Origin of the sequence: Actinoplanes oryzae, from assembly GCF_030757795.1 — a bacterium.
Taxonomy (GTDB): domain Bacteria; phylum Actinomycetota; class Actinomycetes; order Mycobacteriales; family Micromonosporaceae; genus Actinoplanes.
This window is the reverse complement of sequence record NZ_JAUQWH010000011.1, coordinates 57,425-70,770: the sequence shown is the minus strand read 5'-3', so window position 1 is coordinate 70,770 and position 13,346 is coordinate 57,425. Positions and strand designations below refer to the sequence as shown.

17 protein-coding genes are annotated in these 13,346 nt (G+C 72.3%); 11 read left to right on the top strand and 6 right to left on the bottom strand.

Annotation, left to right across the window (positions count from 1 at the left end):
- Positions 1–8: 8 nt before the first annotated feature.
- Both RBH18_RS06310 and RBH18_RS06305 read right to left on the bottom strand, forming a co-directional pair.
- Positions 9–281 carry a DUF3040 domain-containing protein gene (locus RBH18_RS06310; protein WP_306204993.1) on the bottom strand — a complete coding sequence of 91 codons (273 nt, stop codon included), beginning with the start codon at positions 279–281 and terminating at the stop codon, positions 9–11.
- Between the two features lie 162 nt (positions 282–443).
- The gene (locus RBH18_RS06305; protein WP_306204992.1) at positions 444–1,466 is read right to left on the bottom strand and encodes a zinc-dependent alcohol dehydrogenase; all 1,023 of its coding nucleotides are present in this window, start codon (positions 1,464–1,466) and stop codon (positions 444–446) included.
- A 97-nt stretch (positions 1,467–1,563) separates the two neighbouring features.
- Here RBH18_RS06305 and RBH18_RS06300 point away from each other — a divergent pair, with 97 nt between their 5' ends.
- The 5 genes from RBH18_RS06300 to RBH18_RS06280 are packed head-to-tail and all read left to right on the top strand — an operon-like array spanning position 1,564 to position 4,627.
- Positions 1,564–1,893, top strand: a complete 330-nt coding sequence (locus RBH18_RS06300) for an ArsR/SmtB family transcription factor (protein ID WP_306204991.1) — start codon at positions 1,564–1,566, stop codon at positions 1,891–1,893.
- Positions 1,890–2,324 carry an SRPBCC family protein gene (locus RBH18_RS06295; protein ID WP_306204990.1) on the top strand — a complete coding sequence of 145 codons (435 nt, stop codon included), beginning with the start codon at positions 1,890–1,892 and terminating at the stop codon, positions 2,322–2,324. Before RBH18_RS06300 ends, RBH18_RS06295 begins: the two co-directional genes overlap by 4 nt.
- Positions 2,321–2,695 carry a nuclear transport factor 2 family protein gene (locus RBH18_RS06290; RefSeq protein ID WP_306204989.1) on the top strand — a complete coding sequence of 125 codons (375 nt, stop codon included), beginning with the start codon at positions 2,321–2,323 and terminating at the stop codon, positions 2,693–2,695. Before RBH18_RS06295 ends, RBH18_RS06290 begins: the two co-directional genes overlap by 4 nt.
- 40 nt (positions 2,696–2,735) lie before the next feature.
- Complete coding sequence (locus tag RBH18_RS06285; protein WP_306204988.1) at positions 2,736–4,052, top strand: hypothetical protein; 1,317 nt, start codon at positions 2,736–2,738, stop codon at positions 4,050–4,052.
- Positions 4,049–4,627, top strand: a complete 579-nt coding sequence (locus tag RBH18_RS06280) for a Sua5/YciO/YrdC/YwlC family protein (RefSeq protein ID WP_306204987.1) — start codon at positions 4,049–4,051, stop codon at positions 4,625–4,627. Before RBH18_RS06285 ends, RBH18_RS06280 begins: the two co-directional genes overlap by 4 nt.
- On the opposite strand, the gene RBH18_RS06275 is transcribed toward RBH18_RS06280, so the two are convergent.
- Both RBH18_RS06275 and RBH18_RS44070 read right to left on the bottom strand, forming a co-directional pair.
- Positions 4,620–5,195: a ClpP family protease gene (locus tag RBH18_RS06275; protein ID WP_306204986.1), complete on the bottom strand. Its 576-nt coding sequence runs from the start codon at positions 5,193–5,195 to the stop codon at positions 4,620–4,622. The genes RBH18_RS06280 and RBH18_RS06275 overlap by 8 nt on opposite strands.
- Entirely contained in the window at positions 5,147–5,548 is a 402-nt protein-coding gene (locus RBH18_RS44070) for a helix-turn-helix domain-containing protein (RefSeq protein ID WP_372338874.1), read from the bottom strand. Before RBH18_RS44070 ends, RBH18_RS06275 begins: the two co-directional genes overlap by 49 nt.
- Before the next feature lie 41 nt (positions 5,549–5,589).
- On the opposite strand from RBH18_RS44070, the gene RBH18_RS06265 reads away from it, so the two are divergent.
- Positions 5,590–6,174, top strand: coding sequence for a bifunctional 4-hydroxy-2-oxoglutarate aldolase/2-dehydro-3-deoxy-phosphogluconate aldolase (locus RBH18_RS06265; RefSeq protein WP_306204985.1), 585 nt, complete (start codon positions 5,590–5,592; stop codon positions 6,172–6,174).
- Here the strand turns inward: RBH18_RS06265 and RBH18_RS06260 are convergent.
- Positions 6,161–6,454 (bottom strand): hypothetical protein, encoded by a 294-nt coding sequence (locus tag RBH18_RS06260; protein WP_306204984.1) that lies wholly within the window; start codon positions 6,452–6,454, stop codon positions 6,161–6,163. The genes RBH18_RS06265 and RBH18_RS06260 overlap by 14 nt on opposite strands.
- A gap of 79 nt (positions 6,455–6,533) precedes the next feature.
- On the opposite strand from RBH18_RS06260, the gene RBH18_RS06255 reads away from it, so the two are divergent.
- From RBH18_RS06255 to RBH18_RS06245, 3 genes are read left to right on the top strand one after another with little or no spacing between them, the layout of a single operon-like run.
- Positions 6,534–7,112 carry a carboxymuconolactone decarboxylase family protein gene (locus RBH18_RS06255; RefSeq protein ID WP_306204983.1) on the top strand — a complete coding sequence of 193 codons (579 nt, stop codon included), beginning with the start codon at positions 6,534–6,536 and terminating at the stop codon, positions 7,110–7,112.
- Positions 7,109–7,981 (top strand): RNA polymerase sigma-70 factor, encoded by an 873-nt coding sequence (locus RBH18_RS06250; protein WP_306204982.1) that lies wholly within the window; start codon positions 7,109–7,111, stop codon positions 7,979–7,981. Before RBH18_RS06255 ends, RBH18_RS06250 begins: the two co-directional genes overlap by 4 nt.
- Before the next feature lie 60 nt (positions 7,982–8,041).
- Positions 8,042–11,392: an NACHT domain-containing protein gene (locus RBH18_RS06245; RefSeq protein ID WP_306204981.1), complete on the top strand. Its 3,351-nt coding sequence runs from the start codon at positions 8,042–8,044 to the stop codon at positions 11,390–11,392.
- Between the two features lie 27 nt (positions 11,393–11,419).
- On the opposite strand, the gene RBH18_RS06240 is transcribed toward RBH18_RS06245, so the two are convergent.
- On the bottom strand, positions 11,420–11,653 hold the full coding sequence (locus tag RBH18_RS06240) for a hypothetical protein (protein WP_306204980.1): 234 nt from the start codon (positions 11,651–11,653) through the stop codon (positions 11,420–11,422).
- Between the two features lie 112 nt (positions 11,654–11,765).
- Between RBH18_RS06240 and RBH18_RS06235 the strand changes: the two genes are divergently transcribed.
- Complete coding sequence (locus RBH18_RS06235) at positions 11,766–12,692, top strand: sensor histidine kinase (RefSeq protein WP_306204979.1); 927 nt, start codon at positions 11,766–11,768, stop codon at positions 12,690–12,692.
- Positions 12,689–13,336 carry a response regulator gene (locus RBH18_RS06230; RefSeq protein ID WP_306204978.1) on the top strand — a complete coding sequence of 216 codons (648 nt, stop codon included), beginning with the start codon at positions 12,689–12,691 and terminating at the stop codon, positions 13,334–13,336. Before RBH18_RS06235 ends, RBH18_RS06230 begins: the two co-directional genes overlap by 4 nt.
- Positions 13,337–13,346: the final 10 nt, after the last annotated feature.

Here is a 13,346-nt window from a genome sequence, read left to right as displayed (position 1 = left end):
GGACCGGGTCAGAGGCGCTGGTTGCGGCGCTCGCGGGAGATCGCGACGGCCAGGGTGACGAGCACGACCGCGATCGTCAGGACGACGCCCGGCGTGCGCCACGCGACCATCAGCACCGACAACAGGCCCCACACGATCGCGCCGGCCACCCCCAGCGTGACCCGCGCCGCCGTGCTCAGCCCGCTGCGCCCGGCCCGCATGGTCTCGGCGAAGTCGGGATCGTCCGCGGTCAGGCGGGCGACGATGTCCTCGAACTGCCGCCGCTGGTCCTTGGCTGCCATGGTGCTCACCACCCGGTTCTCGTTGTCCCCCTACAGCTATAACGCGTGGGTGGAAGAGAATGTTCAGTTCCATGACGGTCTCATGACGGATGCCGGTCGCCCGGACGTCCGCCCGTGCGCAGAAGTTTGCCACCCGCTCGCCACCCCGGCCACCCCTCGCCCTCACTTGTGGGGGTCGACGTGAATTTTGGGCCCGGCGCCCGCCCCGGCGGGACGGGCGCCGGCGAGCACCGCGCCGGCTTCGTCGAGCCCCACGGTCGCGGCGACCAGCGGGCGCGGATCGATGACTCCCCGGGCGTACGCGTCGATGGTCGCTCCCAGGCCCGGCGAGGCGGACAGGATGCCGATCGCGGCGACGTCCTTGAGCACCAGCGACCGGGTGTCGATGCGGCTCGGCTCGCCGGCCAGCCCGATGCCGACCACCCGCCCGCCCGGCTCGACCAGCTCCAGGGCCCGCGCGGGGGAGTCCGCGCCGGTGCTGGCGTCGATGACCGCGTCGAAGGGCAGCTCCGGCAGCTCGTCCCAGGTCCACGCGTGCTCGAAGCCGAGACCGCGGGCGAAGTCCAGCGACTCCGGCGCGAGCCCCAGCACGTGCACCTCGGCGCCCGCCGCCCGCAGGAACATGGCCGTGAGCAATCCGATCGTGCCGGGCCCCAGCACCAGCGCCCGGTCGCGCGGGCCCACGGCGGCGGCCTGTGCGGCGCGCCACGCGTTGCCGCCCGGCTCGACCAGGGCGCCCAGGACGTCGTCCACGCTGTCCGGAAGGTGATGCAGCGACGAGACGGGCACGGCGAGCCGCTCGGCCAGCGCCCCGGCCCGTCCGCCCCGGATCCCGACCTCCTGCCGCTGCTCGCACACGTGCTGCCGGCCCCGGCGGCACCGGCGGCAGGTGCCGTCGCCGAGCATGGTGTCGCCCATGACCCGCCGCCCGATCCATGCCGGGTCGGCCCCCGCCCCGACAGCGCGCACGGTCCCGCACCACTCGTGGCCGAGCCGCATCGGGTACGCCGCGTGGCCCGAGTGCAGGTACGCCATCGCCCCGGAGTGGAACTCGAAGTCCGTCCCGCACACCCCCACCCGGGCCACGTCGACGACCGCCTCCCCGGGCGCCGCGACGGGCACGGGCACCTCCTCCACGGCGCACTTCTCCGGCGCGGTGAGCACGAAGGCCCGCATGAGCTCCATGCCGACCATCATGACCGCTGCCGCCCGCCCATGTCCCGCATCGCCGACACACAACACCGAGCTTGTACAAGCGAATCGTTGTATATAGGCTCGGGGCATGTCCGACGTTCTCGACGCGGCCTTCGCCGCCCTGGCGGACCCGACACGCCGGGCGATCGTGGTCCGCCTCGCCCACGGTGACGCGTCGGTGCAGGAGCTGGCCGAGCCGTTCGACCTCACGCAGCAGGCGATCTCCCGGCACGTCGGCATCCTGCGCCGCTGCGGCCTGATCGAGCAGCGCGTCGACGGCCGGCGCCGCCCGTGCCGGCTCAACCCGGCCCGGATGCGTGAGGTCGCCGGCTGGATCACCGAGCAGCAGGAGCAGTGGGAGTCCCGCCTGGACCGGCTCGAGGGGCACCTCGCCGCGGTGCAGCGGGTGGCCCCGTGACCGACCAGCTCATCGCGACCCGGCGGCTGGACGCGGACATCGCGCTCGTGTGGCGGGTGCTCACGACCCCCGAGCACCTGGCCGCCTTCTGGGGCGGCGACCACGCGACCGTGCCCGCGGCGTCGGTGACCCTCGACCTGCGGGTGGGCGGCCACTTCGCGCTGAACACCGTCGGCCTCGACGGCACCCCGGGCCGCCGGCTCACCTTCCGGTACGAGGTCGTCGACGAGCCGCGCCTGCTGGTCCTCGGCGAGCCGGAGTCCGGCATCCGCACGGAGATCCGCCTCGAGCCCGTCCCCGGGGGCACGACGATCACGATCCACCAGCGGCACGTGCCGCCCGAGCTGCGGACCAGCCGGGCGCGCCGGGGTCTGGCGGGCATGCTGACCAAGCTGCACCACGTGACGACCGAGCTGAGAGGACGGCGATGAGCGACCGCACCGAGACCGTGCACCGCTACCTGGAGGGCTTCCGCCGCAGCGACCACGCGACAGTGCTGGGCTGCCTGACCGACGACGTCGTCTGGCGCATCCACGGCCTGCGCGTGACGAAGGGCAAGGCCGAGTTCGACAGCGAGATCGAGAACCCGGCCTTCGAGGGCAGCCCGCACCTGACCGTCGACCGCACGATCGAGGCCGCCGACGTGGTCGTCGTCACCGGCACGGGCGCCGGGCGGCACCGCGAGGCGGGTCCCTTCCGCTTCGCGTACAACGACCTCTTCACCTTCCGGGGCGACCTGATCGCGGCCGTCGACTCGTACGTCGTTCCGCTGACCGACCAGGCCGCGAGCGCGGCGCCATGACCTCGGCGGTGGCTGCACCACGACGGCCGTCGGCGACCGCATGATCGACCAGCCCGGCGCCGCCCTGGTCCGGACCGCCGGTGATCCGAAAGCGGGACACCCCTTCCGCCGCCGCCCGCGCAAATGGGACAGTCACGACATGTCGCACATGGACATTGTCCGGGAGTCGGCCGCCGCGGGGCGGGTCGTCGTGTGGGAGGAGGCCGCGCGCGACGGTGCGCAGGCCAAGACGTTGATGCGAGCGGGGCAGCGGGTACGCCTCGCCCGCGAGCAGGGCGCGATGTTCGGGGCCGACGGGCCCCGGCACGTCGTCTTCGCCGCCGGCTTCCCGGCGGTCTGCCGCGAGGAGTACGAAGCCGTCCGTCAGGTGGCGACCGAGGCCGAAGGCTGCGTGAGCGTCGCCGCGGTGTGCCGCGCCGCGGCCGGGGACATCGATCAGGCCGTCGCCTCGGTGCGCGGCAGCGCCCACGCCCGGGTCATGGTCGTCGTCCCGGCCACGGACGCGATGGCCGCGGTCATGGTGCACGGCACCGCCCGGGACGCCCTGCGGGCCGGCGTCGAGCTGACAGCGCGCACCAAAGACGCGGGCGTGGCCGTCGACGTGTGCTTCGCGGACGCGTCGCGCGCCGATCATGCCCTCATGGCCGAGTACGCGGCCCGGTCCACCGAGGCCGGCGCCGGCGTGGTGCTGCTCGCGGACACCGTGGGGTGTCAGCTGCCCGCGGGCTGCGCGACGATGTTCGAGGCGGTCGCGGCCGGGGCGGGCCCGGCGACCGTACTCGGCTCGCACCTGCACAACGACCTCGGGCTCGGGCTCGCCAACACGCTGCAGGCGCTCGGGGCCGGCGTAAGGGTGATCTCCAGCTCGTGGCTCGGCCTGGCCGAGCGGACCGGGCTGGTCGCCACCGAGCAGCTGCTGTTCCTGCTGTCCCGGCATCCGGAGGCCTTCCTCGGGCCGGGCGCCGCGCCCTGGTGGACCGCGCCCGACCTCACCCGCCTGCCCGGCCTGGCCGCCCAGGTGTCCGAGGCGACGGGCGTGCCGCTGACCGTCACGACGCCGATCGTCGGCTCGGGGGTCGGCACGATCTCAACCGGGACGCCCTTCGTGGAGCCGCGGATCTTCCAGCCGTTCGATCCCCGGGAGGTGCTCGGCGTCGAGCCCCAGGTCCTGCTCACCCATCTGGCCAGCGCCCGGGTGGTCGCGGCGGTGGCCGAGCGGCTCGGCTACCGCCTCGGCCGTGAGCAGGTCCGGGCGGCGATGGCGTGGGTGAAGGCGCACGCCTACCGGGCGGGGCGGGCGACCGTCGACGAGGGGACGTTCGCGGGCTATCTCGACGGGCTCACGGTGGCCCGGTGAACGCCCGGGACGCCCTTGCCGCCGGCGGTGCGATCGTCGTGCCGAACCCGGCGCCCCTGACGCATGTCGTCACCGCGACCAGCCCGCAGGCCGTCAACCGGCTCAAGGGGCGCCCGGCGGACCAGCCGGTCGCGCTGTGGTGCCATCACGACGAGACGCTGGCCCGGGTCGAGGACGCGGTCGCCCTGGACGCGGCCGCCGTCGCGACCGGCCGGCGGCTGCTGCGCGAGGAGCTGGTGACGCTGCTCGTGCCGCTGCGCCCGGACGTCCCGGTGTGGCTGCGCCCGGCGGCCAAGGACGGCTGGGCGCTGCTGTTCGGCGCGCGCTGGGAGCCGGTCGCCGCGCTGCTGGGCGAGCATCCGATCCTCTACGTCAGCAGCGCCAACCGGACCGGTCACGCGCCCGTCGCCTCGGCCGCGGCGGCGCGGGCGATGTTCGGCGACGACGTGCCGGTCGCGGCGGGGGAGGATCGCGAGCCCGGCGTACGGTCGGCCACCACCACCGTCCGCCTGCACGGGGACGGCCGGCTCGAGCTGCACCGGCCGGGTGCGCAGGACGCCCGGTTCGTCAGGTGAGGGCCGGGACCGCGGCCGCTTCGGTGATCACGGTGTCGATCAGCCCGTACTCGCGGGCCTGATCGGCGGTGAACCAGCGGTCGCGGTCCGAGTCCTCCGCGATCCGCTCGACGGTCTGTCCACTGTGCCGGGCGATGAGCTCGTGCATCTGCCGCTTCACGAAGAGCATGTTCTCCGCCTGGATGGTGACGTCGGCCGCGGTGCCGCCGATGCCGCCCGACGCCTGGTGCATCATGATCCGGGCGTGCGGGAGGGCGTACCTCTTGCCGGGTGTGCCCGCCGTGAGCAGGAACTGTCCCATCGACGCGGCCATGCCGAAGCCGATCGTCGCGACGTCGTTGGGGATGAACCGCATCGTGTCGTAGACGGCCATCCCCGCCGTCACCGAGCCGCCCGGCGAGTTGATGTAGAACTGGATGTCCTTCACCGGGTCGGCCGCCGACAGCAGGAGCAGCTGGGCGCAGAGCGTGTTGGCGCTCTCGTCGGTCACCTCGGTGCCGAGGAAGACGATGCGCTCCTTCAGCAGCTCGTCGAAGAGCTGGAAGCCGTAGGGCTGAGTGTTCTGCATACGGCCAGTCTGGGCGTGCGCATGCCGCGGACGCCGCTTTCTCTGCCGCGGGCAGATCGGCCCAGAGCATAGGAGCCCTTCGCGTGCCCGGCGCCCAGGCGGCCCGGCGCGACCGACGGGCCGGTGCGCAGCAGCTCCAGCCGCACCTCCTCGAGCAGGTCCGGCAGCGCGATGCCCAGCGCCCGGCAGATCGTCGCGAGGATCTCCGACGACGCCTCCTTGCGGCCCCGCTCGATCTCCGACAGGTACGGCATGGACACGCCCGCGTCGTCGGCGACGTCCTGCAGCGTCCGGCCCTGCCCCCGACGCAGGCGGCGCAGCACTGTCCCGATGGCGGTCCGCAGCAGTGACATGCTCCACAGCATAAGGTAGGTCCCCGGAGTGAGGAGGCTCGATGAACCCGATCCTGCCCGTGGTGGTCCTCGACGACGCCGCGCAGGCAGCCCCGCTCGGCGCGGCGCTGCTGGCCGGCGGCATTCCGGAGGTGGAGATCACCCTGCGGACGGCGGCGGGCCTCGAGGGCATCCGCCGGGCGAGCACGGTCGAGGGCCTGCGCGTCGGCGCCGGCTCGGTGCTCACCCCGGAGCACGTCGACCAGGTGGTCGCGGCCGGGGCGCAGTTCATCGTGTGCCCGGGGCTGTCGGCGGCGGTCGTGGAGCGCGCCCGGTCGTACGACGTGCCGGTGCTGCCCGGCGTCGCCACGGCCTCCGAGCTGATGGCCGCCGTGGCGCTCGGGTTCGACGAGGTGAAACTCTTCCCGGCCGGGCTGCTGGGCGGTCCCGGCTACATCCGGGCCCTGTCGGCGCCCTTCCCGGGCGTGCGGTTCGTGCCGTCCGGCGGGGTCAGCGCCGCCACGCTCGGGGATTATCTGGCGGTGCCCGCCGTGCGTACCGTGAGCGGGTCCTGGATGATCTCGGACGACCTGGCCGAGGTGACCGCCCTGTCGAGGGCTGCGGTGCGGGCGGCTACGCCAGGCTGAGCACGATCGCCAGCACCACCGTGAGCAGCGCCGACGCGGCGACGAAGCCGACCATGAGGCCCCGGCCGGAGCTCCGGCGCAGGGCGGGCACCGCGGCGACGACCGCGATCGCCAGCAGATAGACCGTGGCGAGCAGGGCCAGCGCGGGCACGAAGGCCAGCGCCGCGGCGGTCGGCCCGGTCTCCCGGCCGATCACGCTCGCCAGCACCACCACCCCGAGCAGCCCGGCCACGATCACCAGATGGGTCCGCAGCGCGACACCGCGCGTCTCACCAGTCACTTTGATCTTAACGGCGCACGCGGCCACAAGGTTCAAACCCGGGATGTCACATCCCGGCGGCGGCCGGTGTCCTGATGCCATGACCCATGACACGCGCGTTCCCGCGACCGAGATCACCGGCCTGTACGGCGCCGTCCTCAAGCGATTCAGCCGCAAGATGTTCGGCACGGTGCCCGAGTCCCTCGGCGTCCTGTGGCACCATCGGCCGATCCTCAAGGCCAGCCTCGGCCTCGGACAGAAGTCGTCGAGGTGGCACGAGTGCGACCAGGACCTCAAGTCGTACGCCCACATGGCCGTCGCCGCGCTCGTCGGCTGCTCGTTCTGCCTCGACCTCGGCTACTTCCAGGCGCACCACGAGGGGCTGGACCTGACCAAGGCCCGGGAGATCCCGCGCTGGCGCGAGTCGGCGGTGTTCACGCCGCTCGAGCGGGACGTCCTCGCGTACGCGGAAGCCATGTCCCAGACCCCGCCCACCGTCACCGACGACCTGTCCGCCCGCCTGCTCGACCGGCTCGGCGCGCCGGGCCTCGTCGAGCTGACCGCGTTCGTCGCCCTCGCCAACATGTACTCCCGGTCCAACGTCGCCCTCGGCATCGAGGCGCAGGGCTTCGCCGCCTCGTGCGACCTGGCGCCGCTCGCCGTACCGTCGCGGGCATGACCGACGACCCGTTCGTCGCCCACCGCAGCCTGCTCTTCACGGTCGCGTACGAGCTGCTCGGCACCGCCGCCGACGCCGAGGACGTGGTCCAGGAGACCTGGCTGCGCTGGGCGGCGGCCCGGTCCGGTCCGGACGTACGCGACCCGCGGGCCTACCTCGTACGCATCGTGACCCGCCAGTCCCTCAACCGGCTGCGCACCGTGGCCCGCCGCCGCGAGGACTACGTCGGCCCGTGGCTGCCCGAGCCGCTGCGCACCAGCCCGGACGTCGCCGAGGACGTCGAGCTGGCCGAGAGCGTCTCGGTCGCCATGCTCACGGTGCTGGAGACGCTGGCGCCCACGGAACGCGCGGTCTTCGTGCTGCGCGAGGTCTTCGACGTCTCGTACGCCGAGATCGCCGCCACCCTCGGCAAGTCGCCCGCCGCCGTCCGCCAGATCGCCCACCGCGCCCGCGACCACGTCGCCGCCCGCCGCCCCCGCGGCACCGTGAGCCGCGCCGAGCAGGACGAGGTCGTCGCCCGCTTCCTGGCCGCCGTCCGCGGCGGCGACCTCCAGGGCCTGCTCGACGTCCTCGCCCCCGACGTGGTCGTCCTGGCCGACGGCGGCGGCGTGGTCACCGCCGCCCGCCACCCCGTCCACGGCGCCGCCCGCACCGCCAAGTTCCTGGTCATGCTCGCCCAGCTGCCGGACGGCTACGAGCTGTCCCCCCTGCGCCTCAACGGCGGCCCGGCCCTGCGCATCGACCTGGCGGGCGAGCTGGACACGGTCGCCAGCCTGGTCGTCCAGGACGGCCGCATCACCCGCATCTTCGCGATCCGCAACCCGGCCAAGCTCGCCCACCTCGCCGAGGAGGCCACGCTGACCCGCTGACCCGCAACACCGCCGCATTCAGCAACGGGCGATCATCCGACAATTCAGTACCGTGAGTCGATGGCGGTCGAAACGATCCTTCTCCGCATCGCGACGACGGTGGCCACGGTGGGCGGCAAGGCGCTCATCGCCGGACGGCGCTCGGCGGCCGAGCGCCGGATGAGCCTGACCGAGCTGGCCGGTGCCCGCGGTCTCGGCCTGCTGCCGCAGCGGCGCCTTCACCGCCAGCTCGAGCAGCTGGCCGAGACCATCGCGGACCGGCTGGTGCCCCTCGCCGAGGCCGAGCTCGCCACGATGCCCACGGCGGAGCGCGACCTGGTCCTGGAAGCAGTCGCCGGCACGCTGGAAGCCGCCGACTTCACCGACGAGGTCCTTTTCGAGGCCAACCTGGACGAGGCGGCACTGGTACGGCTCACCGGCCCGGGGTCCGGGGCCGTGCTCGGCCGGCTGGCCGTAGGGGAGGAAGCCGAGGCTTTCTACCACCGCATGATCCGCGAGTCCGTGGCCCACCTCGTGGAAATTGTGGTCACGCTGCCGAGCTTCCAGCAGCGCAGCCTGCGCGAGCTGCTGATCCGGGACGACGAGATCATCGGGCTCCTCCGGCAGGTGCTCGAGCAGATGCCCCGCCATGCCTCCGGGGCGGCGCACGACTCGGCGGCGGAACTGGACGTCGACTACCGGCGCGAGATCATCCGCAAGTTCGACCGCGTCGAGCTGTTCGGCGTGACGGTGGCCGGCCCGACCCGGCGATACCCCCTCGACGTCGCATATCTCGGTCTCTCGGTGTCCGGTACCGGGCCACATGTCGAGGTGAGCCTCGACGCGGCGGTGTCGGCGCAGCGGTACATCTACATCCGGGGCGACGCGGGCTCCGGAAAGACGACGTTGCTGCGCTGGATAGCGCTGAAGTGTGCGAGAGGCGAGCACGCCGGGGCACTCGCCTCCTGGAACCGGTCACTGCCCGTCATGGTCGAGCTCCGCCGGTTCGCCGAACGGGACCTCCCCGGTCCCAGCGAATATCTGTCCGGCCTGTCGCGGTCCCTCACGGAACGTCTGCCGGGAACCTGGGTGGACACCATGCTCCGGTCGGGGCGTGGTGTGCTGCTGATCGACGGTGTGGACGAGTTCCCTGCCGAGCGGCGTGAGGATCTCCGCGCGTGGATCGGCGATCTGGTGCACGACTACCCCTCGGCGCGCGTGGTCGTGACTTCCCGGCCGGCCGCGACTCCCGCGGACTGGCTCGGCGACCTGGGCTTCACGCATTCCGATCTCATGCCGATGTCTCGTACCCATGTCGCCGCATTCGTCCGGCACTGGCACGCGGCCATCGCGCTGGAGGTCGGCGGTCAGCGGACGGCGGGGGAGATCGCGGGCTTCCGGCAGGCCATGATGTCCGCCGTCGACCGGAGCCGGCCGCTGCGGATGATGGCCACGAATCCGCTGCTCTGTGCCCTGCTGTGCGCGCTCAACTGGGATCGGCGCACGCAGTTGCCGCAGCGGCGGATCGAGATCTACCGGGCCGCCCTGGAAATGCTGCTGCGCCGTCGCGACCACGAGCGGCGCCTGTCTCCGGCGGTCGACCTGGCCATCGAGTACGACCATCGGCTGGCGATCCTCCAGGATCTGGCCTACTGGTTCACCGTCAACGGCTGGACCGACGTCGATGCCGGGCGGCTGCGGGTCAAGGTGGGCTCGATCATCGAGAGCATGCCGCAGCTCAGGGTCTCGGCCGATGCTGTGTTCACCTTCCTCATGACCAGGTCGGGCGTGCTTCGTGAGCCGGCACCCGGTCGGGTCGACTTCATTCACAAGACATTTCAGGAGTTCCTCGCGGCGGTCCGCTTCGTGGAGCAGGACGCGATCGAGGGTCTCGTCCGGCACGCCGATCACGATGAGTACCAGGAGGTCGTCGTGATGGCCGCCGGGTGCTCCCGCCAGCACGAAGCCGAACGTCTGATCACCGCCCTGCTCGATCTCGCGGATCGCCCCCGGCTCCCGCGTGCCCGCCGGGCCCGGCTGCGCCTGCTCGCCGTCAGCTGCTCCGAGGTCACCTCACGCCTCTCCCGTGCCGTCGCGGACCGCATTCTGCTCAGCCTCCGGGAGGTCGTCCCGCCGACGACGAATGGCGCCGCGCGGATCCTGGCGGGACTCGGCGAAGAAGTGCTTCCGGTGCTGCCGGACGGCGGGCAGCCGTTGCCGGAGCCTGCCGCGGCTGCCACGCTTTACACGGCGGCGCTTGTCGGTGGCCCTTCCGCGTTGCGGCTCATCGCGACCTTCCGGACGGACCGGCGCCCGGCTGTGGTCCGTGCCCGCCTCGCCGCCTGGGGCTATTTCGATCCGGTCGAGTTCGCGCAGGTGGCCTTTGGCGCGAACCCGGACGGCTGGCGTCTCACCCTTCGTGACCCTCTCCTGCTGTCCGGCCTCCGGCAGGTCACCGATCTCGGAGCCGTGCGGTGCGAGCTGACCGGCTCTATCCCGGAAGCGGGGCGCGAATCTCTCGCGGCTGTCCCGCAGTTGCGGTCGCTGGCGCTCCGCGACAACAGGGACGAGATCTCCCTGGGCTTCCTTGCCGACGCTCCGGGACTTCGAAGCCTGACCTTGGAACGCTGCACCGGTCTGCGCGACATCGGGTCCCTCGCCTCCTGCGGGGATCTGTGGCACCTGGCGCTGCTGCAATGTGGGCTGCGGATCGACCAGGGCCTTTTCGCCGCGATGACCGGCCTGCGCACGCTGGCCGTGGACAACGAGCTGGTCGACCCGCGCAGGCTCCTGAGGGGGCTCACCCGGTTGCGCCGCTTGGACCTGGCGGCACTGGACTCGCACTTTCACTCGATCGAGCAGCTGGACCTCCGCTCGGCGCTGACTGCCCTCTCCTTGGCCCGGTGTCCCGGGTTGCGACGGCTCGACGGGATCGAGCGGTTGCCGCTGCAGGCCCTCTCCGTCGTCGGCTGCCCGAACCTGGAGGGCCTGGAGTGGGTGGCCGGTCTCCACGGGCTGCGCATGCTGCACCTCAGGAACATCGACCATTTGTACGACGACGACCTCGGTGTCCTCCGGAACCTGTCCGAGCTGGAGACGTTGTCGCTGGAGAATTGCGGCGCCGGCAAGCTTTCCTTCCTGCTCGGCGCGCCGCGGCTCCGGGATCTCTCGCTCGTCAACACCAGCGACATACCGGACCTGACCACGCTGCTGAGCCTGCCGGCGCTGCAGCGGGTCCGTATCGATCTGGCCCAGCATCTGGGCCCGGACGCCGGCGGTTACGTCGATGCTCTCCGGCAGCGAGGTGTCGAGGTGGTGACGAACGCGGACGCGGAGGAGGACTGGTCCCCCTTCGACCGGGAGGACTTCGCCGAGGACTGGAATCTTCTGGCCGACGCCCGGACCGGATACTTGCCGGACGACGAATGGTGAGCGGTGCCATGATGGGCCGATGCGTTCTCATCCGCGCCGCGGGCTGAACATTTTGTCGTACAAGTCGGAGGGCTCGATCCTGAGCGCGTACTCCAAGGGGTCGATCCTCAGCGTCGGCTCCAGCGGCTCGATTCTCTCGGTCGGGTCGATCGGGTCGTTCGCGTCGGTGCTCAGCATCGGGTCGTTCGTGGCGGCCGGGTCGATCATGTCGGCGGTGTCGGTGGCGTCGATCATGGCGTGGCGGTCGCGGGGAAAGCTCATGTCCGGCCGCTGAGCGGGTGCGACGCTGCGGGTTGGGGGTCAGCCCCGATGCCGCGGCGGCCGTGGGACGGCACTCTTGAGGCACACCCCTTCGGGAGCGAGAGGAGTTGCCGTGTCGTTGTTCTGGAGAATTTTCTCCCTCAACGCGGCCGTGCTGGCCGTCGCGGCACTTCTCCTGCTCTTCGCGCCGGTGACCGTGTCGGCCACCGCGCGCGCCACCGAGGCGGCCATCGTGCTCGCCGGGATGTTCGTGGTGCTGATCGCCAATGCCGCGCTGCTGCGGGTGGGGCTGGCGCCGCTGGCCCGGCTGACCCGGGTGATGACGACGATCGACCTGTTGCGGCCCGGCACGCGGCTGGCGGCCGAGGGGCGGGGCGAGGTGGCGGCGCTGATCACGGCGTTCAACACGATGCTGGCGCGGCTGGAGACTGAGCGGGCGACCAGTGCGGCCCGGGCGCTGTCGGCGCAGGAGGCCGAGCGGCACCGGATCGCGCAGGAGCTGCACGACGAGATCGGGCAGACGCTGACGGCGGTGCTGCTCGACCTCAAGCGCGTCGCCGACACCACGGGTACGCGGAGCGAGCTGCGCGGAGCCGTCGAGAGCACCCGTAACAGTCTCGACGAGCTGCGCCGCATCGCCCGCCGGCTGCGGCCCGGGGTGCTCGAGGAGCTCGGGCTGGCGAGTGCCCTGCGCGCGCTGGCGACCGAGTTCACCACCGTGGGCATGTCGGTGCGCCGTGACGTGGGCAAGGACCTGCCCGAGCTGGGCAAGGACACCGAGCTCGTTATCTATCGCGTCGCGCAGGAGGCGCTGACCAACGTCGCCCGGCACGCCGGGGCCCACCACGCCGACCTGAGACTGTGCCGTGACGGCGACACCGTGCTCCTCAGCGTCCGCGACGACGGCCGGGGACTGCGGGGCGCGGCGGAGGGGGCCGGCATCCGGGGCATGCGGGAGCGCGCGCTCCTGGTCGGAGCGGAGCTCACCGTCGACGGGACGGAGCAGGGGACGGAGATCACGCTGAGGGTCACGACATGACGACGCGCATCCTGCTCGCCGACGACCATGCCCTCGTACGCCGCGGTGTGCGCCTGATCCTCGACAACGAACCCGATCTCGAGGTCATCGGGGAGGCCGCGGACGGCGCCGAGGCCGTGACCCTGGCCAAGGCCGACCCGCCCGACCTGGCCGTGCTCGACATCGCCATGCCGCGGATGACCGGGCTGCAGGCCGCCCGGGAGCTGTCCCGGATCCAGCCGGGCCTCAAGATCCTGATCCTGACCATGTACGACAACGAGCAGTACTTCTTCGAGGCCCTGCGCGTGGGGGCGGCCGGCTACGTGCTGAAGGCGGTCGCCGACCGCGACCTCGTCGAAGCCTGCCGGGCCGCGATGCGCGACGAGCCGTTCCTCTACCCGGGCGCGGTGACCGCGCTGGTCCGGGACTATCTCGAACGGGCCCGTTCGGGCGCCGGGATCCCCGAGCGGGCCGTGACCGACCGCGAGGAGGAGGTCCTCAAGCTCGTCGCCGAGGGCCACTCGACCAAGGAGATCGCCGAGCTGTTGTTCATCAGCGTCAAGACCGTCGAACGGCACCGCACCAACATCCTGTCGAAGCTCGGCCTGCGCGACCGCCAGGAATTGACCCGGTACGCGATCCGCGCCGGGCTCATCGAGCCCTGACCAGGAGGTA

What these genes read in the sequence shown, in the direction of transcription:
- RBH18_RS44070 (WP_372338874.1), bottom strand. Translation starts at nt 5,548, where the DNA reads ATGTCACTGCTGCGGACCGCCATCGGGACAGTGCTGCGCCGCCTGCGT.
- RBH18_RS06245 (WP_306204981.1), top strand. Translation starts at nt 8,042, where the DNA reads ATGGCGGTCGAAACGATCCTTCTCCGCATCGCGACGACGGTGGCCACG.
- RBH18_RS06305 (WP_306204992.1), bottom strand. Translation starts at nt 1,466, where the DNA reads ATGGAGCTCATGCGGGCCTTCGTGCTCACCGCGCCGGAGAAGTGCGCC.
- RBH18_RS06230 (WP_306204978.1), top strand. Translation starts at nt 12,689, where the DNA reads ATGACGACGCGCATCCTGCTCGCCGACGACCATGCCCTCGTACGCCGC.
- RBH18_RS06265 (WP_306204985.1), top strand. Translation starts at nt 5,590, where the DNA reads ATGAACCCGATCCTGCCCGTGGTGGTCCTCGACGACGCCGCGCAGGCA.
- RBH18_RS06300 (WP_306204991.1), top strand. Translation starts at nt 1,564, where the DNA reads ATGTCCGACGTTCTCGACGCGGCCTTCGCCGCCCTGGCGGACCCGACA.
- RBH18_RS06290 (WP_306204989.1), top strand. Translation starts at nt 2,321, where the DNA reads ATGAGCGACCGCACCGAGACCGTGCACCGCTACCTGGAGGGCTTCCGC.
- RBH18_RS06255 (WP_306204983.1), top strand. Translation starts at nt 6,534, where the DNA reads ATGACCCATGACACGCGCGTTCCCGCGACCGAGATCACCGGCCTGTAC.
- RBH18_RS06275 (WP_306204986.1), bottom strand. Translation starts at nt 5,195, where the DNA reads ATGCAGAACACTCAGCCCTACGGCTTCCAGCTCTTCGACGAGCTGCTG.
- RBH18_RS06285 (WP_306204988.1), top strand. Translation starts at nt 2,736, where the DNA reads ATGATCGACCAGCCCGGCGCCGCCCTGGTCCGGACCGCCGGTGATCCG.
- RBH18_RS06250 (WP_306204982.1), top strand. Translation starts at nt 7,109, where the DNA reads ATGACCGACGACCCGTTCGTCGCCCACCGCAGCCTGCTCTTCACGGTC.
- RBH18_RS06240 (WP_306204980.1), bottom strand. Translation starts at nt 11,653, where the DNA reads ATGAGCTTTCCCCGCGACCGCCACGCCATGATCGACGCCACCGACACC.
- RBH18_RS06310 (WP_306204993.1), bottom strand. Translation starts at nt 281, where the DNA reads ATGGCAGCCAAGGACCAGCGGCGGCAGTTCGAGGACATCGTCGCCCGC.